The 22,523-nt window shown below is 42.8% G+C and carries 23 protein-coding genes; 11 read left to right on the forward strand and 12 right to left on the reverse strand.

Annotated features, from left to right (window positions below):
• The first annotated feature begins 39 nt into the window (after window positions 1–39).
• Window positions 40–363, forward strand: a complete 324-nt coding sequence (locus E2K52_RS15305) for a LysE family transporter (RefSeq protein WP_227548200.1) — start codon at window positions 40–42, stop codon at window positions 361–363.
• 318 nt (window positions 364–681) lie between these two features.
• On the opposite strand, the gene E2K52_RS01090 is transcribed toward E2K52_RS15305, so the two are convergent.
• The 4 genes from E2K52_RS01090 to E2K52_RS01105 form a co-directional block, all read right to left on the reverse strand.
• Complete coding sequence (locus E2K52_RS01090) at window positions 682–1,275, reverse strand: YceI family protein (protein ID WP_151203164.1); 594 nt, start codon at window positions 1,273–1,275, stop codon at window positions 682–684.
• Window positions 1,276–1,402: 127 nt separating this feature from the next.
• Window positions 1,403–1,825 (reverse strand): GNAT family N-acetyltransferase, encoded by a 423-nt coding sequence (locus E2K52_RS01095; protein WP_151203207.1) that lies wholly within the window; start codon window positions 1,823–1,825, stop codon window positions 1,403–1,405.
• Window positions 1,826–2,069: 244 nt separating this feature from the next.
• Entirely contained in the window at window positions 2,070–4,058 is a 1,989-nt protein-coding gene (gene tkt / locus E2K52_RS01100; RefSeq protein ID WP_151203165.1) for a transketolase, read from the reverse strand.
• A 463-nt stretch (window positions 4,059–4,521) separates the two neighbouring features.
• Window positions 4,522–4,905, reverse strand: coding sequence for a pilin (locus E2K52_RS01105; RefSeq protein WP_151203166.1), 384 nt, complete (start codon window positions 4,903–4,905; stop codon window positions 4,522–4,524).
• 464 nt (window positions 4,906–5,369) lie between these two features.
• On the opposite strand from E2K52_RS01105, the gene metK reads away from it, so the two are divergent.
• The 4 genes from metK (at window position 5,370) to E2K52_RS01125 (ending at window position 9,369) form a co-directional block, all read left to right on the forward strand.
• The gene (metK, locus tag E2K52_RS01110) at window positions 5,370–6,536 is read left to right on the forward strand and encodes a methionine adenosyltransferase (RefSeq protein ID WP_151203167.1); all 1,167 of its coding nucleotides are present in this window, start codon (window positions 5,370–5,372) and stop codon (window positions 6,534–6,536) included.
• 327 nt (window positions 6,537–6,863) lie between these two features.
• Window positions 6,864–7,208, forward strand: coding sequence for a hypothetical protein (locus E2K52_RS01115; protein ID WP_151203168.1), 345 nt, complete (start codon window positions 6,864–6,866; stop codon window positions 7,206–7,208).
• Window positions 7,209–7,326: 118 nt separating this feature from the next.
• Window positions 7,327–8,028, forward strand: coding sequence for a VIT family protein (locus tag E2K52_RS01120; protein ID WP_151203169.1), 702 nt, complete (start codon window positions 7,327–7,329; stop codon window positions 8,026–8,028).
• A 129-nt stretch (window positions 8,029–8,157) separates the two neighbouring features.
• Window positions 8,158–9,369, forward strand: coding sequence for a YeeE/YedE family protein (locus E2K52_RS01125; protein WP_151203208.1), 1,212 nt, complete (start codon window positions 8,158–8,160; stop codon window positions 9,367–9,369).
• A gap of 44 nt (window positions 9,370–9,413) precedes the next feature.
• Here the strand turns inward: E2K52_RS01125 and E2K52_RS01130 are convergent, their stop codons facing one another.
• The gene (locus E2K52_RS01130) at window positions 9,414–9,932 is read right to left on the reverse strand and encodes a hypothetical protein (RefSeq protein WP_151203170.1); all 519 of its coding nucleotides are present in this window, start codon (window positions 9,930–9,932) and stop codon (window positions 9,414–9,416) included.
• 294 nt (window positions 9,933–10,226) lie between these two features.
• Between E2K52_RS01130 and E2K52_RS01135 the strand changes: the two genes are divergently transcribed.
• On the forward strand, window positions 10,227–11,273 hold the full coding sequence (locus tag E2K52_RS01135) for an NAD(P)H-dependent flavin oxidoreductase (RefSeq protein ID WP_151203171.1): 1,047 nt from the start codon (window positions 10,227–10,229) through the stop codon (window positions 11,271–11,273).
• A 69-nt stretch (window positions 11,274–11,342) separates the two neighbouring features.
• Here E2K52_RS01135 and E2K52_RS01140 read toward each other — a convergent pair whose 3' ends face one another.
• Together E2K52_RS01140 and dusB are read right to left on the reverse strand one after the other, a co-directional pair.
• Entirely contained in the window at window positions 11,343–12,020 is a 678-nt protein-coding gene (locus E2K52_RS01140; RefSeq protein ID WP_151203172.1) for a hypothetical protein, read from the reverse strand.
• A 247-nt stretch (window positions 12,021–12,267) separates the two neighbouring features.
• Window positions 12,268–13,293 (reverse strand): tRNA dihydrouridine synthase DusB, encoded by a 1,026-nt coding sequence (gene dusB, locus E2K52_RS01145; protein ID WP_151203173.1) that lies wholly within the window; start codon window positions 13,291–13,293, stop codon window positions 12,268–12,270.
• Window positions 13,294–13,373: 80 nt separating this feature from the next.
• Between dusB and E2K52_RS01150 the strand changes: the two genes are divergently transcribed.
• The 4 genes from E2K52_RS01150 (at window position 13,374) to xseB (ending at window position 17,055) form a co-directional block, all read left to right on the forward strand.
• Window positions 13,374–14,582, forward strand: coding sequence for a DUF1615 domain-containing protein (locus E2K52_RS01150; protein WP_151203174.1), 1,209 nt, complete (start codon window positions 13,374–13,376; stop codon window positions 14,580–14,582).
• On the forward strand, window positions 14,549–15,214 hold the full coding sequence (locus E2K52_RS01155; protein ID WP_151203175.1) for an HAD family hydrolase: 666 nt from the start codon (window positions 14,549–14,551) through the stop codon (window positions 15,212–15,214). The genes E2K52_RS01150 and E2K52_RS01155 overlap by 34 nt, the downstream gene beginning before the upstream one ends.
• Before the next feature lie 385 nt (window positions 15,215–15,599).
• Complete coding sequence (xseA, locus tag E2K52_RS01160; RefSeq protein WP_151203209.1) at window positions 15,600–16,871, forward strand: exodeoxyribonuclease VII large subunit; 1,272 nt, start codon at window positions 15,600–15,602, stop codon at window positions 16,869–16,871.
• Window positions 16,861–17,055 carry an exodeoxyribonuclease VII small subunit gene (gene xseB / locus E2K52_RS01165; protein ID WP_151203176.1) on the forward strand — a complete coding sequence of 65 codons (195 nt, stop codon included), beginning with the start codon at window positions 16,861–16,863 and terminating at the stop codon, window positions 17,053–17,055. The genes xseA and xseB overlap by 11 nt, the downstream gene beginning before the upstream one ends.
• A 222-nt stretch (window positions 17,056–17,277) precedes the next feature.
• On the opposite strand, the gene E2K52_RS15170 is transcribed toward xseB, so the two are convergent.
• Window positions 17,278–17,418, reverse strand: a complete 141-nt coding sequence (locus E2K52_RS15170; RefSeq protein WP_162850572.1) for a hypothetical protein — start codon at window positions 17,416–17,418, stop codon at window positions 17,278–17,280.
• Window positions 17,419–17,857: 439 nt separating this feature from the next.
• On the opposite strand from E2K52_RS15170, the gene E2K52_RS01170 reads away from it, so the two are divergent.
• Window positions 17,858–18,064, forward strand: a complete 207-nt coding sequence (locus E2K52_RS01170) for a hypothetical protein (RefSeq protein WP_151203177.1) — start codon at window positions 17,858–17,860, stop codon at window positions 18,062–18,064.
• A gap of 1,141 nt (window positions 18,065–19,205) precedes the next feature.
• On the opposite strand, the gene E2K52_RS01175 is transcribed toward E2K52_RS01170, so the two are convergent.
• The 4 genes from E2K52_RS01175 to E2K52_RS01190 form a co-directional block, all read right to left on the reverse strand.
• Entirely contained in the window at window positions 19,206–19,952 is a 747-nt protein-coding gene (locus E2K52_RS01175) for an N-acetylmuramoyl-L-alanine amidase (protein WP_151203178.1), read from the reverse strand.
• The gene (locus tag E2K52_RS01180; protein WP_151203179.1) at window positions 19,949–20,209 is read right to left on the reverse strand and encodes a holin; all 261 of its coding nucleotides are present in this window, start codon (window positions 20,207–20,209) and stop codon (window positions 19,949–19,951) included. The genes E2K52_RS01175 and E2K52_RS01180 overlap by 4 nt, the downstream gene beginning before the upstream one ends.
• A gap of 61 nt (window positions 20,210–20,270) precedes the next feature.
• Window positions 20,271–20,504 carry a hypothetical protein gene (locus tag E2K52_RS01185; protein WP_151203180.1) on the reverse strand — a complete coding sequence of 78 codons (234 nt, stop codon included), beginning with the start codon at window positions 20,502–20,504 and terminating at the stop codon, window positions 20,271–20,273.
• Window positions 20,497–22,515 carry a hypothetical protein gene (locus tag E2K52_RS01190; RefSeq protein WP_151203181.1) on the reverse strand — a complete coding sequence of 673 codons (2,019 nt, stop codon included), beginning with the start codon at window positions 22,513–22,515 and terminating at the stop codon, window positions 20,497–20,499. Before E2K52_RS01190 ends, E2K52_RS01185 begins: the two co-directional genes overlap by 8 nt.
• Window positions 22,516–22,523: the final 8 nt, after the last annotated feature.

A 22,523-nucleotide genomic window follows, 5' to 3' on the forward strand; every position in this document is an offset into this window, starting at 1 on the left:
CCAAGACCTGACTCTTACCTGTAGAGATTTTATGGGCGCATGATTTGGGATTGCTATGATTCATTTTTCGCCCTGATCACTAGGGCCAAAGCTTTCTCTGTGACACCAAGTGCCATCCGGTACTCTAGACAACAGACTTTATGTGCAGCCTTAGGTATTTTACTGGTATTCTGGGTGTCAGTCTGTGCGCTCAGTTGCCATTTTCTATTTCATAAAATTATCTGGTTACAACAGGTTTTAATAATCTTTGGCGGATTCTATCTGTTTTATCTGGGCAGTCTGATGTTGAGGTCAAGTTTAAAGCTTCCCTTCCCAGACCAGAAAGCAAGGGTGCAATCTCCAACCATCAACTTTCATACTTGAAACTGTGTCTTCAAGGCTTTTGCACCAATATGGCGCCCCCAAAGCCCTGATTGACTTCAACAGTATTTTTCTTGGGTAATTCGCCCTCCAGCAACTTAGCCGAACAATCTTCTCTTTTGGTTCAGATCTTTGTAGAGAACTTATTCTGGTTTATAACTGTAGCCATTATTTTTTCGATACTAAAAATGAACCTCTATGATCAAAAATCTGTTCATAGATTGATAGAAAGGGAGAGTTTTCATCAACTACAGCTGCCTGATTCAGCAACAAAAAAAGCACTCCAGAAGAGTGCTTTTTGATAAGTTTATGGCTACAAACTTATTTTTTGGCTGGCTGAGCAGGAATGCTTGCTTCGGTGGTAATCTGTACCGTCACTTTATCACCGACATTAGGGGTATAAGCCCCTACACCAAATGCTGAACGATCAAAAGAAGTCGTCGCATTAAAACCAATTGCAGGCACTTTAGCCATTGGGTGTTCAGCCTGTTTATTCAATACTGCATCCAGTACCACTGGCTTGGTAATTCCCTTAATGGTTAAATCACCGGTAATCTTGAAGTTCTTTTTATCCTTCGTTTCTACTTTGGTACTTTTAAATGTAATGTTTGGGTATTTAGCCGCATCAAAGAAATCAGCCTTCAGTATATGCTCATCCAGTGCTTTTACGTTGGTATTAATACTCGACACTGGAATGGTAACATTGACCGATGACTTTTCTGGCTTCGCATTATCAACCACGATCTTACCCTGAATATCAGAGAAATTGGCTGATGGTGTAGAGAAACCAAAATGGCTCCAGCTAAATACTGTCGCTGTATGTGTCGGGTCAATCGTATAAGTCAATGGTTTTGCAAAACTAAAAGTTGCAACGGATGCAACGGCCAACCCTAAAGTTAATGTTTTCAAATTCATGTGGTTATCTCTCATCTGAATAAGCTTCAGTTTATAGAATATTAAAATGATTACATCCCTAAAGATAAAACGTTTTGTTGCAACCATGAAACAATGAAATTGTAAATTCTCATGTAAAGCTAGGCATTTAGGCCATACGATATTGGATAAATCCGGTTTTTTGGGCCACTTTGTCATACAGGACTTGTGCCTGATGATTACTTTCCTGCGTTAGCCAATAGATCCGATCACAATTACGCTGTTGTGCCACCTGATATACATGCTCAATCAGTTTGCGCGCCACACCCTGTCCCCGATAATCCGGATGAGTAAATAGATCTTGCACATAAGCATAAGGCCGCATGGTCCAGCTACTTTCATGCTCAACCACATGCACCAACCCTACGACCTTTTGATCAATGAGTGCAGCAAAACCGTACATATTGTCCTGTTCAGGGCTGGTCAGTTTTGACCAGGTGTTGGAACTCACCTCTTCTGATATTTCGGTTTGATAAAACTTTTGATAGCCTTTCCACAATACAAGCCACTCTTGTTGTGGAACTTTCATCATGTCTTTAATAGTAATTTCTGTCACACTTAAAACGGCCCCGTAAGTTTCTATATTATTAAAAAATCATGGAATATTCTTAGTGTTTAAATTTATACCATAACAAACACCGTTCTTTTAAAAGAATATTGATGACGATCTCTGAGGATTTGAATCAGCACCTCTATAAAACAAGTTGAACTATATTTTTGTTGATCAACAAAAAACGCCCCGAATCCGGAGCGTTTTTCTACAGCCTATTTAAAGATTAAGCAGTGATTTCTTTTACCGCCGCAACCACAGCTTCAGTGGTGATACCAAAGTACTGGAATAAATCTTTTGCAGGTGCAGATTCACCATATGTGGTCATGCCAATTACGCGACCATCAAGACCTACAAATTTCCACCAGTAATCTACATGCGCCGCTTCAACTGCAACACGTGCACGGATATGGGCCGGCAAGACTGCTTCGCGATAAGCCGCTTCCTGCTTCATGAATTCTTCTGCACATGGCATAGAGACGACACGCACACCTTCTAGCTGAGCATAAGCTTCCATCGCCAGGCTTACTTCAGAACCTGTTGCAATGATGATCGCTTTTAACTCGCCTTTTTCTTCAGCCAGTACATAACCGCCTTTTGCCACGTCAGCAATTTGAGCATCTGTACGGTTCTGGAATGGCAGGTTTTGACGAGAGAAGATCAACGCCGTCGGACCTTCAGCACGCATCAAAGCAGATTTCCAGGAAATCGCTGCTTCAACCGTATCACATGGACGCCATGTATTCAGGTTTGGTGTAGCACGTAAAGACGCAATTTGCTCGATTGGCTGATGCGTAGGACCATCTTCACCCAGACCGATTGAGTCATGCGTATAGACATGGATCACACGCTGTTTCATCAGAGCAGACATACGCACCGCATTACGTGCATATTCCATAAACATCAGGAAGGTGGCTACATAAGGAATGAAACCACCGTGTAGTGCTACACCATTGGCAATTGCAGTCATACCAAACTCACGTACGCCATAGTGTACGTAGTTACCTGCCGGATTGTCCTGTACGCCTTGTGCACCTTTCCATAGGGTCAGGTTAGAGCCCGCTAGGTCAGCCGAACCACCAAGAACCTCCGGTAAAGAAGGGACCAGCGCTTGCAGGGTGTTTTGACTGGCTTTACGTGTTGCAATGGTTTCGGCTTTGGCATTTACATCTGCAATATAGGCATCTGCTTTGGCGACGAAATCAGCTGGTAGCTCACCAGAAAGACGGCGTTTTAATTCAGCTGCTTCAGCTGGGTATTTTGCCGTATAAGCGGCAAAAGTTTCATTCCAGGCTGCTTCTGATTCAGCACCTTTGGCTTTCGCATCCCAAGCTGCATACACATCTTCAGGAATCACAAATGCTTCGTCAGTCCAACCTAGCGCTTCACGAGTCAATACGATTTCGTCATGACCGAGTGGTGCACCATGACTGTCTTCTTTACCCTGTTTGTTTGGTGAACCCAAACCAATCACGGTTTTACAGATAATAATGGTTGGTTTGTTCGCTTCTGCTTTTGCTTCAACAGTTGCCTGACGGATCGCATCTGCATCGTGACCATCAACTTTTAGTACTTGCCAGCCATAAGCCAGGAAGCGCTGTTCTGTATCGTCAGAGAACCAGCCTTCTACTTCACCATCAATCGAGATGCCATTGTCATCATAGTAAGCAATCAGTTTACCCAGACCTAAAGTACCTGCCAATGAACAGACTTCATGTGAAACGCCTTCCATTAAGCAGCCATCGCCCAGGAAGCAGTAAGTGTAGTGATCGACAACCTTGATGTCGTCTTTGTTGAATTGTGCTGCTAAGGTTTTTTCTGCCAGCGCAAAACCAACAGCATTGGCAATACCTTGACCCAATGGACCAGTGGTCGTTTCAATCCCGGGCGCATAGCCCAGCTCAGGGTGACCCGGAGTTTTCGAATGAAGCTGACGGAATGCTTTCAGATCTTCAATTGAAAGATCATAGCCCGTTAAATGAAGAAGTGCGTATTGAAGCATAGAACCATGACCATTCGACAATACAAAACGGTCACGGTTAGCCCAATTCGGGTTAGCTGGGTTATGGTTCAGGAATTCGCGCCAGACCACATCAGCGATGTCTGCCATCCCCATTGGAGCACCTGGATGTCCTGAGTTTGCTTTTTGCACAGCATCCATTGCCAATACACGAATTGCGTTTGCAATACGACGTTCATTAAGCGGGGTTGTCATAAATCAGAGTCCAAAATAATTCAGAAATAGGAAATGATGAAAAGACTTTCAAAACTGTGTTCTATTGTCTTAAAAAAACAGCGAGGGGTAAAGACTCCCCTACAATATTTATCAATTTATTGATCTTGTATTTTTTTATCGGGTGAATATTCTGCACTTTTTAGAGAAAAGCCTTTCATTCCAGACCATCAAATCCTGACAACCGATCAAAAATAAAGTTTTCAAATCACTTCCATATATTTTAAATCTGTTTCATAGAGAGAGCTTTTAAGAAAAAATGATCTTTTTGTTCAGCAAAATATCTGATTTTAACCAGAGTAAGGCATGTACTATTTTTTAGATTTAAAATGTCAATCTAAGGTATATTTTAAACACCCCTTATCTAGTTTTTATAATTCAGTACGTCCATATATAAGTCTTGACGTAAATATCGCTAAAGTGAACTTTGGCCCAAGCCAGATATTTATTGCCCAATACAATCTTTAGGTAAATAGCGTTGACTGATATTGCTGGAAAAGCAGTTGCCACTATAGACCTCAAAAGCAATCGACTTTCCGCGAATGGCGCCATTGATTCCATCCTGACGTAATTGAAATTCAATCCGGCAAGCAGCATTAATCACAACTTTTTCAATATACCGGCTTCCATTTCCAATCTGGCGCCCCGCATCACAATGCTCATTTGAGGCAATAAACTGGGTTCGATAAGCACCTGACAACTGAAATACTTCGGCCAACTGGGTCCGAACAATATAGCCCTGATAGCTCATCACGGCTACAGTAGTCAGAATAGCAACCATCGTGAGCACCATCATCATTTCAATCAAACTAAAAGCCTTTTGGTACATCTCTTGCTCTCCCCATAGCGTCCTAAACAAGTCATATAAAAAAGTTGGTTACCCCGACTGGCGACTAGTGAAGAATTGGAGCTAATATGCAGAATAAACTAACCCTGCCACAAGACAGCTTATCGAACATGATGAAGGCGCTAATTTTTTTATTAATATAACAATCACTCTCTTAGTATTTATCCGGTATGAAGGTGATGATTTTTCTGGACTACCTGTTTTTAAAATTTATTCAAAAATATCACCAGTTAATTTTATTATTCTGCTGAATAGAGTCAGTATTTTTTATACTGGATTGCTGAAGGAGAGCAAATCAAACAGCCATATCAGTTTTTTTAATTCCAATAATCAAATAAAAACACAATAATTTGAAACATTTTTAGACAATTTTGTCGTCTTATGCTAGTTCTAAAACGCAAGTCGATGTAACATACCGGGTCTTTAAAATTAACTGTGATAGGACTATGCGCGAGTACGCTGTATTTACTTCGGAATCTGTAAGCGAAGGCCATCCAGATAAAATGGCTGACCAAATCAGTGATGCTATTTTGGATGCAATCTTAAAAGAAGACCCATATGCACGGGTTGCTTGTGAAACGCTTGTAAAAACGGGTGCGGTGATACTTGCTGGTGAAATCACAACAACTGCTAATATCGATTTTGAAGCAGTTGTACGCCATACCGTAAACGGTATTGGTTATCACCATTCTGATCTGGGTTTTGATGGCTCAACGTGTGCAGTCATTAACATGATTGGTAAACAGTCTCCTGAAATTGCTCAGGGTGTAGACCGCCAGAAACCGGAAGATCAAGGTGCCGGTGACCAGGGCCTCATGTTTGGTTATGCCAGCCGTGAAACTGATGTGTTAATGCCAGCGCCAATTTCTTACGCACATCGTCTAATGGAAAAACAGGCAGAATTGCGTCGTAGTGGTGCGCTGCCATGGTTACGTCCGGATGCAAAAAGCCAGGTGACTTTTGCCTATGAAAATGGCGTACCTGTACGTCTGGATGCAGTGGTACTGTCTACCCAGCACGATCCAGAAATTACACAATCGAACTTAAAAGAAGCTGTAATTGAAGAAATCGTAAAAAAAATCATTCCAGCTGATATGTTCCATGCGGATACCAAGTTCCATATCAACCCGACCGGCATGTTTGTAATCGGTGGTCCTGTGGGTGACTGCGGTTTAACTGGCCGTAAAATCATTGTAGATACTTATGGTGGTATGGCGCGTCATGGTGGTGGTGCTTTCTCGGGTAAAGATCCATCCAAAGTTGACCGTTCTGCAGCTTATGCCGGCCGTTATGTTGCTAAAAATATTGTAGCTGCCGGTCTTGCAGATAAATGTGAAATTCAGGTGTCTTATGCAATTGGTGTTGCGGAGCCAACTTCGATTTCTATCAATACCTTTAACACTGCCAAAGTGTCAGAAGAATTGATCATTGCGCTGGTACGTGAGCACTTTGACTTACGCCCATATGGCATTACTCATATGTTAAACCTGATCCAGCCGATGTATAAGCAGACTGCTGCTTATGGTCACTTTGGCCGTGAAGGTTCTGATACTGCATTTACCTGGGAAAAAACCGACAAGGTCGAAGCATTGAAAGCCTCTGCCGGTCTTTAATTCCCCAGACCCGAAAAGCCCGTATAATTACGGGCTTTTTTATTGCAGATTTTATATTTCATACAGAGTGGGTAGATGTAGCACCCTCCTATACGTCATCATTCAACCTATTGTGCCTATTTTTCTTTAGCTTTATTTTCACTCCACTGAATATTTAAAAACAGGCCGCTCAAAATCCTTGACTCACTACAAATGCAGTAAAAAACGTTATAAGCCTTTATAAAAGTTACATTTGCTCAACAAATCATGATCTTTTCTGTAGCACAAAACCCTACCAACAGTCGTTAAACTGAATGCCATTCATACAACAACAAAGGATATTATTTGATGAATAAGTTACTTATTGCTTTAGGTCTGGTGGCAACTGTATCTCTTGTAGGCTGTGCGAAACAAGACGCCCCTGAAACAGGTGCGACCACAGGTGAACATCTGGAAAATGCAGCGACCCAAGCTGGTCATGATATGGAAGATGCAAGTCATGAAGCTGCTGTAGAAACTGAAAGAGCCATGGATAATGCTGCCGAAAATACAGCACAGGCAGCTGATGAGGCAGCCGCCGCTGCATCTCGTGCCGCAGATGCTACAGCTGAAGCAGCTAAAAATGCGACTGCTGCGACTGCTGCTGCAGTTGAAGAAGGCGCAGGTAATGTGCGTGAAAAAGCTGAAAACTAAGATCAGTTATTATGTTAAAAAGCCTGCAAAATGCAGGCTTTTTTATCGTGATTTTTATTGAATTTTTTTAAAAAACAATGCATTGTATCCAAGTTCCGACTAGTTAGAGCTTATACCTATGATTCATTCCCAGCATCATGAAAAACATTATATTAGCCGCACGGGCTGGTTAAGAGCGAGCGTATTGGGTGCAAATGACGGTATTATTTCAGTCACCAGTCTGATTATGGGAATGGCAGCTAGCGGTGCGTCTACGCAGACACTTCTGATCACCTGTATTGCGGGACTGATTTCAGGTGCTTCCTCCATGGCGGCCGGAGAGTATATTTCTGTTAAATCCCAGCAAGATATTGAAACAGCCGACCTGCATATGGAACATCGTGAATTACTTAAAAATCCGGCAGCAGAGCTTGGAGAACTTAGTCAGATTTATATTCAACGTGGCTTAACACCCGAACTTGCCCGGGAGGTTGCATTGCAGCTGACTCAACATAATGCCTTGCAAGCTCATGCACGTGATGAAATCGGGATTATGGAACATACGACAGCCAGACCTATACAGGCAGCCGCATCATCGGCACTGGCTTTCTCTCTGGGTGCCTTACTCCCCACCTTCTCGATTTTGCTCAGCCCGGCACAGTGGGTTGAGTCTGTGGTGGGGTTTGTAGGCCTGTTTTCTCTAGCTTTATTAGGCGCCCTCGCCAGTTACTTTTCTGGCACATCCATGTTGAAAGGCAGCTTAAGGGTACTCCTGTGGGGAGTAGCAGCGATGTTATTTTCCAGCTGGATCGGTTCGCTGTTTAATCTCAACACGATATAAATCAGCTAACCCAATAAATCATATCAATTATAAGACTGAGCAACTGCTCTTTAAATGACTGAACTGATCTCAGTTGAGGGGAGAAGTCGCGTAGAATATAACGGTTTAATCTCTAAAGCTTTATCTCCCATGTCAGTTATTGCTGCATCCTCCCAGCGATCGAATCTTTCGGTCTGGGTGGCTTTTATCTTGCTTATTGTCGGTACGATTGGTGCCTATCAAGTCGTCGGTCTTAACCAGGCTTTGCTTTTTCTCATCGGCGGCGCACTGGGAATGACCCTGTATCATGCCTCCTTTGGTTTTACTTCAAGCTGGCGCGTCTTTATTAAAGAGCGCCGTGGCCGCGGCCTGCGTGCACAAATGATTATGCTGGGCTTGGCAGTTCTCTTGTTTTTCCCTGCATTGGGAGCTGGTGAACTGTTTGGTAATCCGGTTAAAGGCAACATCAATCCAATCTCGATGTCCGTGATGATTGGTGCATTTATTTTCGGTATTGGCATGCAGCTCGGCGGTGGTTGTGCTTCAGGTACACTCTATACTGTCGGTAGTGGCAGTGCACGTATGCTGGTTACGCTATTTTTCTTCTGCACAGGCTCATTGATTGCCACTTCACATCTGGACTGGTGGTTTAACCTGCCTCATTTGGCACCGATTTCCGTGGTAGAAAGTTTTGGGGTGATCCCGGCACTTGTTTTAAGCTTTATCATTTTCGGCCTGATTGCTGCTGCAACGGTGTATTTTGAAAAGAAACGCCATGGCAGTCTGGAAGCGGAACCTGTCAGCGAACATCAAGGCTGGAAACGTTTTCTGCGCGGGCCTTGGCCTTTAATATGGGGGGGTATTATTTTAACCCTGCTCAACTTTGCCACGCTTGCTTTGGCAGGTCGTCCATGGGGAGTCACCTCTGCTCTTGCTGTTTGGGCAGCAAAAGTCGCCAGTCTTGCAGGGATGGAGGTTAGTGCCTGGGATTACTGGCAGCAACCGGGCAATGCCAAAGCTTTGGCTCAATCGCTCTGGTTTGATATTACCTCGATGATGAACTTTGGCATTATGCTGGGTGCCTTGCTGGCAGCTAGTCTGGCAGGTAAGTTTGCGCCGAATTTTAAGATCCCACGCCGCTCCCTGCTGGCTGCTGTGCTCGGTGGATTACTTCTGGGTTATGGTGCGCGTTTGGCTTATGGTTGCAATATCGGTGCTTATTTTAGCGGGATCGCCTCTGGCAGTGTCCATGGCTGGTTATGGCTGGTCTTTGCCTTTCTGGGCAATATCCTTGGTGTTAAATTCCGTCCGATTTTCGTCCCCGGTGAAAAGCCGAAAACTGAAAAATTAACAGGCTGCTAAACCATAAAGCCCATCTACTAGAGATGGGCTTTTGTATTCAGCGCCTAAACTGATAAAGCTGCTTTTAAATTACAACCATAATTCATGGTCTGCTGGACCTGACGATAGGTGGTATAACGATCCAGAATAAAACTGTAGAACTGATCAGAATCAGAGAAGTTCTTTTTCAGATCTTCCTCTTTGGCATTCGGCAATTGAATAGTGTGGACCAGATCCAGATTATAGTGGCCCAAACGATACATTTCGGCAAAGTAAGCATTCATCATATCGCAATAAGCCAGCTTGCTGGATTTCAATGCTGTCCGGCTCACCGGATGCTGATTCAAGGTTTGCAGATTATTGACATCCAGTGGAAGCTGGTGAGAAAAAGCTATGCTTTCTACTTTTTTAAACTGCTGGAAATCCTGCGCCAGCTGGGCATTGAGCGTATTAAAGCGTTGTTGCAGCTCTGCAGCAGTTTTCACCTGATATTGCACCGGATTAACCCTATCTTCAGGTTGCTGCTCTGCCGTACAAGCGGTTAATCCCACCACAAGGGCCAATGACATTAGCCTTGCCTTCATAATGACCTTCTCAGTTTCATGCTAGATAAGCCTATTATGGCAGACCCCTATTAGGTTTAAAGTATTTTTCTCACTCATCTCGCCACCAATTAGGCCACACTTGGGTAAAAGTTGATGATAACTACTTTGTTTATTGCACTTGGAAATAGACTCTCTTTTTCATAAGCCTTCATGCTGAGCACAATGTAATCAGCCTGTTACTAAAGAGCTTATATTTCATAATAAAATAACCAATATTATTTGCTTAATTCTGTTGCCAGAGGCAAAGTAATAAAAATAACAAGGAGCAAATCTATGTCTTTATTAGAGAAACTGGGAATACGACATCCTATTTTTTTAGCACCTATGGCTGGGGTTTCAACGCCTGAACTTGCTGCTGAAGTGTCTAACCAGGGAGGCTTGGGTTCACTGGGTCTCGGAGCCAGCAGTGTTGAGTCTGCTCGTGCACAGATTTTAAAGACTCAAGAGCTGACAGATTGCCCTTTTCAGGTCAATTTTTTCTGCCATGACAGTGAAGAACTTGATGACAGCATCGCCCAAGCATGGATTGCGCAGTTTAAAGATAAATTTGCAGAATACGGCGCCAATGCTCCTACCCAGCTCAAATGTATCTATCCCAGCTTTAAAGACAATGATGATTTTCTGAATTTGGTTCTGGACACCAAGCCCAGTGCGGTAAGTTTTCATTTCGGGATTCCGCATCCACACCAGATTCAGGCCTTAAAAGAAGCTAGGATTGTAACTATGGTATCGGCCACCAACTTTGCCGAAGCCAAAGCAATTGAAGCTGCAGGAATTAATATTATTATTGCCCAAGGCATTGAAGCGGGAGGACATCGTGGAATTTTTTGCACAAAATTTGATGCCTCTGTCAAAACCTCTAATTTAGTCAAACTGATCAAACAGCACTTTTCTCTGCCTGTTGTTGCAGCGGGCGGTATTATGGATGGCCAGCAGGCACGCCAAATGATGGAACTGGGTGCAGAAGCCGTTCAGCTTGGCACTGCCTTTGTACAATGCAAGTCCTCGAATGCCAGTGATGCTTATCGCAGAGCTTTATTGTCTAAGCCGCTTACTCAGGTAAGTGCCAGCATTTCTGGTCGTCCTGCTCGTGGGATTATCAACCACTGGCATATTGAAGTAGATACTCCTGAGCGCCTGGATGTACCGGCCTATCCTTATACCTATGATCTGGCCAAGCAACTATACGCAGCGGCTGCCCAACATGGCGATCACGGTTATGGGGCTTTCTGGGCAGGCTCAAATGTGGCACAGATCCGTGAAATAGAAGCCTCAGATCTGGTGAATCAGCTAGTTCTGGAAATGAGACATAGTTCATAACACAGTCAGAGTTTAAAAAAGCCTCTTATAAAAAGAGGCTTTTTTATTTGCAGAATGTTCACCTGCTATTTAACGCGTCATACGATCCCAGGCATCCTTAACTGCGAACTTGGCTTCTTCCCAGTTTAAACGGGTATTGCCTTTGACCTGTTCCCACTTCGTACGCAGTTCCGGTTCAGCATGAGAAAATTCAGTCTGGCGATCATAGCGTGAACGGTTCTCATAACCGACCTGATAGGCACCCCGATAATCACGGTCATAGTCCAAGTCGCTATACATATTACGGGTTTCACTATAATAGGGGCGATTATGGTACTCATCTCTCCAGTAGTTATCTTCCTGAATTAGATCACTTGGCTGCCGATAGTTATCAGCCTCTCGTAAATTTTCGGGATGCTGGTAATTATCTGCCTGATTTGGATGATCGGGTGTTGCGATATCATTACCTGCAATACCGCCTACAATACCCCCTACTATACCGCCAACGACTGCACCAGGAGGACCACCCACAGCACCAAATGCGGCACCTACAGCAGCTCCGCCTAAAGTACCGGCACCAGTAGCCACCAGATGATCTTCACCTTCATTCATATCTGGAACACGATGACTCTCTTTAGGAGGTGTATTTAAATCTGGACGTGCGCTTGCATCTGTAGCATCAATATCTAAGGCTTCACTGCGTTCTTCTGGTAATTCTGTTGAAGTTTTATGGCTGAATTCTGTCACTGGACGATTAGTATTAGTCATTATGAATCTCCCTTGATCATGAGAATGAACAAGACTGAAACTACATCTTGCCATGCTAGAGACCCATCTTAGAGAAGGTTCACGTAAACAGTGTCCAAGTCCTGTCCAGTTTAGGTGAATATAATATGCAGCTATGTTTAAGTCAGAATAAAATGTAACGGGAACACTTAAAAGCTTCGACTCAAGATAAAAAAGGTACTGTTTTCACTACAGCACCTTTCCTTAATTCATTAGCGATTAATCTGATTTATTTGGTTTCCAGCAGGTTAACTTGATCGACCTGCACATCACTCATAATCTGACCATACTCAAGTAAACGATCAAAATAATCTTCCACTACTTTATATTGATCAGCAGTGTTCTCCACCTGATACATACTTTGCCGGAATTCATTGCTCGAATGCAGCCCCTTGGTGTACCAGGCAATATGTTTACGCGAAATACGGCAACCGGAGTATTCACCATAGAATTCATAAAGTTCAGACAAGTGCCCAAGCAAAACCTGTTTAACTTCATGAATACTTGGCGCAGCCAGATATTCTCCGGTTTTCAGATAATGATCAATTTCACGAAAAATCCAAGGTCTACCTTGAGCAGCCCGGCCGATCATAATGGCATCGGCACCCGTATAGTCGAGCACATATTTGGCTTTTTCAGGACTGTCGATATCACCATTGGCAATCACAGGAATAGTCAATATTTCTTTCACATTTTTAATAAGCGAATACCGTGCCGTATTCAGGTACATATCTTCCCGGGTACGGCCATGCAAGGCCAATGCTGCAATACCTGCTTCTTCAGCACGCTTGGCGACACGTAGAATATTTTCCTGGCCATTCAGAAAGCCCAGACGGGTTTTGAGCGTCACAGGCACATCTACGGCCGCGGCCACAGTGTCCAGAATTCGGGCCACCAGATCTTCATCTTGCAGCAAGGCAGAGCCTGCCAGTTTATTGCAGACTTTTTTGGCTGGACAACCCATATTGATATCAACTATTTGCGCCCCATTGGCGACCTGATAGCGTGCAGCTTCTGCCAGATCCTGCGGGTCCGAACCTGCAATCTGTGCTGAAATGGGTGCCAGCTCACCATCAAAATTTGCACGATACAAACTCTTTTTACTCATGCGCAGGGTTTTATCCGAGGTCATCATTTCACTGACGGCATGGCCTGCACCAAAGTACTTGCATAAAGTCCTGAAGGGACGGTCAGTTACGCCCGCCATCGGGGCAACAATCAAATTATTTGACAGTTGATATGGACCAATATACATATAAAATCATCACTTTTTTGATGAGCATAGTATACTGCATCTGCTTTGTTCACTCATCTTTTCAATTGATTTACGGCATCATGAACAAAAAACCTGCTCTTTCTTTTTCTATTAAGTCCCTGTCTTTGCTTACACTATCTGTAGGTTTGCTGGGCTGCGGTAATGGTTCCTGGTGGTCTAAAGATCATGAACCCACCCTTGAGGTTGAACATATTCGTAAAGCCATTCCAGCCCGGGTCAATGACCGCGAGTCTTGGGCCAAGGATATTTATGACATTACCGAGCAGCTCGGCATTCCTCAAACCAAAGAGAATATCTGTACTATTGTAGCTGTGGTAGATCAGGAATCTAACTTTGTTGCCGATCCTGTGGTTCCAGGTTTGGGCGAAAAAGCCGTGAAGGAAGTGCAGGATCGCCTAGAAGAAAAATTCAAGGATAAACTGGGCGAATCGATTGGTGGAACAGTGGCGGGTTATTTTCAGGATGTACTAAGAAACCATCCGGATCCAAAAGATAATTATCTAAGTCAAATGCGCCGGGTGAAAACCGAACGTGAACTTGATGAACTGTATCGTGAAATTTTTGACTACATGGCCAAGTATTATCGTGTCAGTGCCTTGACGGGTGCCGCCAAACTGTTCGGTCAAAATATTGGTGAGAAGTTGAATCCGATCACCACCTTGGGTTCCATGCAGGTTCATATTAGTTATGCCAAAGAATATAAGCGTCAGGGAGGAAATATTGCAGCGTTGCGCAGCGACTTATACACCCAATACGGCGGCTTATATTATGGTATTCATCGGCTGATGATGTATCCGACAAACTATGACAAACCGATTTACCGTTTTGCAGATTATAATTCAGGTAAATATTCTAGTCGAAATGCAGCCTTCCAGAAGATGCTCAATAGCCTGACCGAGACTAAGCTCAGCCTAGATGGGGATTTATTACTTTATAATAAAGATGGTGGCATACGTGCACAGAAGAGCCAGTCAGAACGTGAGCTCATCCATGTTTTCGCAAAAAATAATTTTGTTATTACTGAACGCCAGATTCGGGCCGACTTAAAGAAAGAAAAAGAAGAAAGCTTTGAAAACACCATGACCTATCGAGGCGTCAGTAAACTTTACCAAGAGAAAACAGGTAAAACCCCATTTTATGCCATAATGCCGGAAGTGGTAATTTCTGGTCCGAAGCTCAGCCGGGATTATAATACCAACTGGTTTGCCACTCGTGTCGATGGTCGATATCAAACATGCATACGCAAAGTCAAAAATCTCAAACTCTAGCCTTATTCGATTTTGATGGCACCCTGTATCCTGATGACAGTTTTACCGGGTTCATCTTCCATGCATTGTCGAAAAGGCATATTCTGAAACGCGGTATTCGTATTTTGCCGTGGATTCAGGCCTATTATCTCAAGCTCTATCCTGCTCATGCGATGCGCCCTAAAATTTATGCCAGCATGTTCAAAAATAGTAATGCTATCGATATTCAGCAATTGGCTCAGGATTATGCCGAACAGCTAGTTTTTAAATTAAATCCCAAGTTGTTCGAGCAATTGAGAATGCATCAACGGCTCGGCCATCAGGTGGTTCTGGTGTCAGCCTCCATAGATCTATACTTGAAGCCGATTTGTGACTATCTGAAAATCGACCTGATTTGTAGCGAAACTGACATTCAAAATGACTATTTAACAGGCATGTACCGTACTGCGGACTGTAGTAAAGAACAAAAGAAAATCAGGGTAATGAAAAAATATCCCCTTGAAAACTTTACTGAAATTTATGCTTATGGAAATAGTGAAGAAGATGAAGAAATGCTAAGTTTGGCAGATTATGCTTATATGGAAGGACAAGATCAAAATCTTCCGGTACTACAGCCGCATAATCCTGAATCTATCCTTCGTTTGAATTATTAAGCGCTTAGCTGAGCATTAAAAGCACAACCCCTCATTCTTTTAATCCTACCTGTCTCAGGATTTTTCAATCCGAGTCTCTTTCCTAAAAGGGGATTCTATTTTGTGGTGATCTGTTAATTGATCTACATGATTGCTTAAATCAGTTGAAGAATATAAAGCTATTTAGACTTCCTGTGTTGATTTCCGGAATAATGACTGATCAAATCCATGGAGCTTTACAGCGCAATGTCATTACAATGTCATTACATATTTCATAAAATACTTAATTTTATTGAGCTTAAAAGCTTTAAAATCCTGGAATACTTGCCCCATTCATCAGCTTCGAGATTTGTGAAGTTTGCCATATTGCTTTAATATTCGATTGAATAATACACTTTATACCGGCATGCAAAACGACACTCAACTCTCCCTGAAAGAATATCTGTCTATGGTACAGGAAGTGGTTAAACTCACTTTCGATCAGCCGGTGTGGGTGACCGCCGAGATTCGTAACTTGAATATAAAAGCGGGTCATTACTATCTGGAACTGGCAGAAAAAGAAGCTGAAACAGATCGGGTCATTGCCAGCTGTCGTGCCACAATCTGGAAATTTAGTGCCCAAAAAATTGTCACCCAATTTGAACGGCACAGCGGAATTGAGCTCAGCTGTGATTTAAAAGTTCTGCTCAAGGTCAAGGCCAGTTTTGACCCACAATACGGCTTTTCTTTAAATATTGTAGGGATTGACCCTAGCTATACTTTAGGTGACATTGCCCGACGTTATCAACAGATCGTAGAAAAGCTGACTGTTGAGAAACTGATTGATCGTAATAAAAAACTGCCGGCCCCTTTTGATCTGAACCGGATTCTGGTAATCGCCCCTGAAAATGCTGCTGGTTTGGGTGACTTCAAGAAAGATGCAGATGCATTGCAGCGTGCACAGGTTTGTCAGTTTATTTATCACAGCGCCACTTTTCAGGGAAATACGGCTCCGCAAAGTATTATGCAAAGTCTGGCCCAAGCACTTAGACAATGGGCACAAACTTTTAGCCAAGCACCCGATCTGATCGTTATCATTCGAGGGGGTGGTTCAGTGAATGATCTGGCTTATTTAAATGACTATGAGCTGGCTGCCCTGCTGTGTAAACGCTCAGTCCCGATTTGGGTAGGCATTGGACATGAAAAAGACCGGACGATTCTGGATGAAATCGCGCATCGTTCCTTTGATACACCGAGTAAGGTTATTGCAGGTATCCGTAATCATATCGTGGAGCTCACCCAGGCACTGATGCAAAATCTGCAACAGATTCAGCGTCTTTCCCAGCAACAGATTCAGGCCTATCAAAACCAGAATGATCAATATCTCAAGCTGATACAAAATCTGGCCAGCCATCAACTCAGTTATGCCGTGCAGCTAGTGGAACAGCTTAAATCTGATACCTCGCATCTAGCTCAACAACATACTCAACTCATCAGCCAACAGCTGGATGCTCTGATGCGGGAAACTTTATTACAAAATCCGCGTCATGTTCTCGCTAAAGGCTATGCCATCGTACGCCAGCAAGATCAGGTGGTTCGCTCAGTCCGTCAACTAGATGTGCAACAACCCGTTCAAGTGGAATTACACGATGGTATTTTCTCCGTACAACTTACACAGGTAAATTCTCATGAGTCATGACACTTTAAGCTTTCAGGAAGGCTATAACATCCTGAAAAAAAATGCTGAATTGCTTGAATCTCAGCAAGAGCCAGATATCGACAACCTGATGAAAATTGTAGAAGAATCGATGAACGCTTATAAAGCATGCAAGGCACGTGTTGAAGCCGTACAAACGGCGTTGAACGATACTTTTAAGGAGTAATTCCAAAGAATGAGAAATAGCATTCACTCAGATCTTTCCATATGACTTAGGCTATTTTTCATTCATTTAAACTTCAGGCCATGAGCAATAGCTTTGTAAACTGTTTAGATAGCTTGAGTTTAAGTTTTCTGTAAGCTGATCTAAGCCTCATGATCTGTACTCCTCAAATATCTAACTTTTATCATCAGCCCTCACCCAGAGGGCTTTTTAAAGTTGAATTAGCTATTTTTGCTCTTTCAGTGGATTCTCCGGTTCTGCATTCGGTTTTTTCTTGGGCTCTGTATTTTTATAAGACTCCTGCTTTCCTTTATCATCATTAGATTCTTTTTGCGGACTGGATTTTTGGTCTGTCTGGTTAGTCATAGCTATTCCTTTGTAATTTATGGTCGAGGGGAATAAACATGATAGTAGGTGTTCAGACTCAAGAATATTGGCGTTGCGTATTAACTTTTTAAAAACAAAGCCCTCATTAAAAAGAGTGTGTTCCTATCGTGAAATGCATCAGCTCTGAGCATATAGGTTTTTAATTTGATGGCTTTATTTAATTATATTTTATACAGAATGAAAAACTGCCGCAGCTTGGAGACATTGAATGGAAATTAAGCAACAAAAACTTACTATCAGGCCCTACAAATCACCTAAACCTTTCTTTTCAACGAGTTATGGTAGCTTGACCCAGAATTATTTTAGTCAGGATAGGATATTGACTGTTGGAGATTTATGAGAGGTGGTTGACTAAATGCTGTTCAGCATATACTTTGTATATACATTTTATTTATTAGCTTTGGTGGGGAAACATGATATGACTGAGTTACCCCAAAAAACCAAGCTTAATAAAAAAGATGGTCAGCTCTTAATTCGCATCAATACAGCTGAGCGTGATGAGTTCATTCACTTATGTGATAGCCTGGATACAAGCGCAGCTAGAGAGTTAAGAAAATTCATCCGTAGTTTTATTAAAAAAAATCAGTCAGCGGATACATCAACAGAGGAGCAACATTGTGGCTAAGCAAGTAAAATCCCTGAAGCAAAAAATTAAAGCTCGCCTTAAGAAAATATCTAAACACAAAGACAAGTTAGCTAAATTGAAAAAGAAGCTGAAAAGTCAAAAGTAATCTCGCGAATTAAACCTTGATTATTAAAAAAGTCCTCAACCCGAGGGCTTTTTTTAACTCTTATATTCATACACTTGCTTCACAGCTGACGCCAGAAAAGCATTTGCAGTCCAGTCTTTGATCGGGAGGATTACCAACTTACTAGAGATCAAAGCTTCACGGCATTTTATAGCCTTCTCCTTGCTAAAAGTTATTTTAAAATGATGAGGCTTAGCAATACTACTCGCTATGTCAAAGCTGAAGGAGCTGTGCGCAGGATACACAGCAAGATAACAACCCGACGCATACTTCGGTCACGCAGGTTGTTGATAGGCCAGATATAATCGGTAAATCTGAGAGTGGCTTAAACTAAAAAACCAATCAGATCCCAGACAAGACAGATAGTTTATCCTTTTTCAGTCAATGCAATAGCATCAACATTCGTCTTGTTGAGTTGCATTTCAGGCCTAAGTTACTAATTTGACACTTGCATTTTAAGCCTGAAACTACTCAATAGTCTACACAGTTATCTCCTGTGTAGACTGAATGAATAACAAATTAAATAACAGTAACTTATATTAACATATATTGTCTCTAAATCAGAAACGCCAGTTCTGAGAACATTGTTTTGCATTTAATCTAATTGGATGTAAATAACAGTAAATCATTGTTTTTAAATATATTGTGTATATGCAACACTTCGCACTAGCAACCACCAACAGTCTACAAATATAACTCAACAGTCTACAAATCAGTCTACATTTTTTAATGGCTGTGTTTAGGTATAATTCAGGATTAATTTTTACCCAGGCTATAATAATGAAAACATGGACCTACTTTTATATAGAGTACACAATAAAAAATGGTGAGCCTTTTTATAAAGAAATCGGCTGGTCGCTTGGACTGAAAAATAAGTATGTTGTTTTGAGTAGAGTGAGGAGCTAACTAATTACTGGGGTCTCTCAATTCACGCACTGTACGCATACAGTAACGTGAACTTTTGTTGAGATTGAATGAGCTGTGCAGCCTGAGAGCAGGAGGCACAGCATTAAAACTTTAATTGCGCTTTTCATAATCAATCAGCACTTTGGCCACAGCTTTTGCAGCAACCCAATACCGCGCCTGAAATGCTGTCAACTCTGCATCATTCGAGATAAATCCAAGCTCTACGATCAAACCGCCAGCATTGATATAACCAAGGCTTCCCCGGGCAGATTTAGATTGATCAATCCAGCCATTATCACCGCGTAACCGGCTGCCTAGTGCATCGGCTACGGCTTTCGATAAATCTTGTGCGAGCTTTTTATCTTTCGGTAATGCAATCGTTTCAACGCCATTAGCCTGCTTGGAAGCTGCTGCATTCATATGAAATTCAACTGCAACGCTTGATCCCTTAATCAACTTAATAGCTGAAGAAAGCGGATCATTTCGAGATCCAGTGCCATCAGTTTTAACCTGCAACCCAGCTTCGCGTAAATAGTGAGTCACTGCATTTCGGAAATTGACGACCAGATCCGCTTCTTTGATTTTGCCGTTTACTGCGCCTGGATCGGTATTGCTGTGGCCAGCTGTGATTGTTGCGAAGCCTAAAGGTTGTTCTAAGTTGGGCTGGGCTTTTTTACGGCCAATCAGAACAGCCAGGAACATCAAACCTAAAGATGCAATTGTTTGATATGGCTCAGGCAATACATTGGCGTTATAAACTTCTTGTAGTACCAAATGTACGCAGGATAAAAAAAGCGCCATATAGGCGCCATATTTTACTGAGTCAAATTTCCATACACTTTCATTGATTAATTTCATGCCTTTTCCCCAATATTGCATTCATGATTTAATTGCTTCATGCGTAATGTGTGCTCTGCTTTTTCGCGTTTATCTCGCTGCCACGAGAAATATGCATTCACAAGTAAACCTGCGATTGCAATTCCCACACCAATCCAGCCCAGCCAATTGATGCCGGCAATAAAGCTTGCAAAGCTTGTAGCACCACCCCCAAAACTCACTTTTGAGCCTATAGCTGCTGCTGATGATTCTGTGATTGCTACTGTTGTTTCGGACACAATTCCCCCTAAATTTTGGCAATAAAAAAGCACCCGGTTGGGTGCGATTGGTATTTTTTACTTAAACTTCAATTTCTGAATGCTGACCAGTAGGTGCTGGTCTTAAAATTACCTGGTTTGCAATAAAAACTCGGACACCCAAGTTATAAGCAGTACCGGATGTGCATAATACTGGACCGGATCCTCCATCAATCTGAACCCTATACTCTGGATGCTTAACCGAGGTGATGGTACCTATATATTCTGCATGGGTCGGATTAAGCAGCTTACGCAGTTCAAATAAAGGATTAGTCACGACTGATACGCTCCACGGTAATGGTTTCATTCACCTTTTCATGCGAAAAACTTCCACTCACCCCATCAATCACGCCCCACCACTGGCCATTAAAGGCAATTGTTTTACCAGGTAGCATCTCGCCAATTTCCTGACTGACCGGGAGATCCGAGAAAGTGTGCAACTCCTGAATATTGGCTTTGACCAGTTCATTTTTGCCGAAACTCGCACCCGATACCACATTAAACAATGGACCAGTGACCGCCTCTAACGGTATATCACCCGAAGTACCGCGCTGCTGTACTTTCAGACTTTCACCACTTCGACTATTCACTACAGTGATGGCATTAAAGTCAGCAATGTATTCATCGTTCTTCTTGATGTTTTGCTGCATCACCAGACTTTCAGATAGCAGAATGTCATAATCATCCACGGTCATCGTATCCCAGTAGCCTTTCTGGTACCGGGGTAAAATAGTCAGTGTATTACATGCTTTCTGGCTATAGATAAAGCCACCTGCTGCATCAACGACCTGTTTGATTGCATCAATGGGTGCAAGTTCTGCATAACTCAGGCTCTCCACCGCTACGATCCAGCCCAGTTCATCAATCAGCTTCCAGTCCAGGTTGGTACCGCTATTTGCTCGATCCAATTCTGCTTGAACCAGCTGTACAGAGGTTCGTTCATTATCCTGGATGAATGAACGTGAAGCTGCGTATTTATCCGAGTTCAAGGCAGTGATACTTCTCCCTGGATAAGTGTAAAGAACACTGGCAAAGCGTCGGCTCTCCTCCGGATCTTCCAGCAGAATATGATGTTCAAAACCATTGATCATGACTTTAAGGACCACCGGCTGCCCATCAATAGGCTGTAGCTTGTCTTTTTCAGTATGAGCTACGGTAATTGAGTAAGTCCAGCACCATTGCGACCGGCTGGTGCTATAGGTACCATCCATGACTTTAATCTTCTCGCCGGTATCCAGTCGCTCGGCTATTAGTGTATTCACGATATACCACCAGTTCCTTTTCGGCAGTGCTGGAATACAGTCATCTGCACCAAAATTTAAAACAACATCATGTGAATCAACGTCATGACATAAGCAGATAAAATTTAGATCTGTGCTGCCTTCATATTTAGGTATTGCAGGCTTTGGCCATGGCAAAACCGGATGCTTGCGGTAGTGAATCGCTTTGGCTTGATCCCAGGGCAAATCTGACCTGGTGACAATCTCAAGCCCTTTATCCCACTCAAATGAAAAACGATGCTCAAATACTTGGGCCACTTCATGTGAACAGGTCAAAGTCTTACGTTTGCGGATCATCTCCTGCCAGACGCTTTCACGGTTGTGACGCAGCTTGATAGTTTCTTCATGCAAGTATCGCTGATGAATAAAGCGTTTATCACCTTCTTCCCAAACCATATACGCATCCGAACTTAAGCCGGTTGCTTGCTCATGTATGGATCTAATCGCCCGGGTTAATGACCCTGCCTGCTCATACTGAATATTTGTCTGATTAGAAATCACCAAGCCCTGGTCATAAAAAAGAGCCTCATTTGAGACTCTTAAAATTGGCTTGGCCCATGGTACTTCTGTGGTACTTAAGGCTGCTATCGCTTTCTGATAGCGCATATCCAAACCATAAGACACCCCGACCAGATGGTTGATATCGAATAATGCTTGGAATTGGGCATTAAATCCAGTTTGAATGACCGCATCCACTGCACAATACTGATCAATTCTGACTGCAAATAATTCAGTTATAAAGCCGGTTTGCAGCTGTACATCTAGCTGAGCCAACTGACCTGTAGCCGCACTGAACTCCGCATTAAAACCGGTATTGATCCGTGCATCCAGTAGATCATTGCTGTAGCTGACTGCCTTAATTTCCGCAACCAATGCTGTACTGAAAACCGCATCCAGAGAGGCAAGATTTTGACTCTCACTACCGAAGTTAAGATCGGTAGAGCCTGTGACTGGATCTTTAAAGTTAAGGTTTACCTGGTGGCCATCGGGTGGAATATAGTTCGACACATGTCCAC

The sequence above is a fragment of the Acinetobacter sp. RF14B genome (genome assembly GCF_006864105.1).
Classification (GTDB): Bacteria; Pseudomonadota; Gammaproteobacteria; order Pseudomonadales; family Moraxellaceae; genus Acinetobacter; species Acinetobacter lwoffii_C.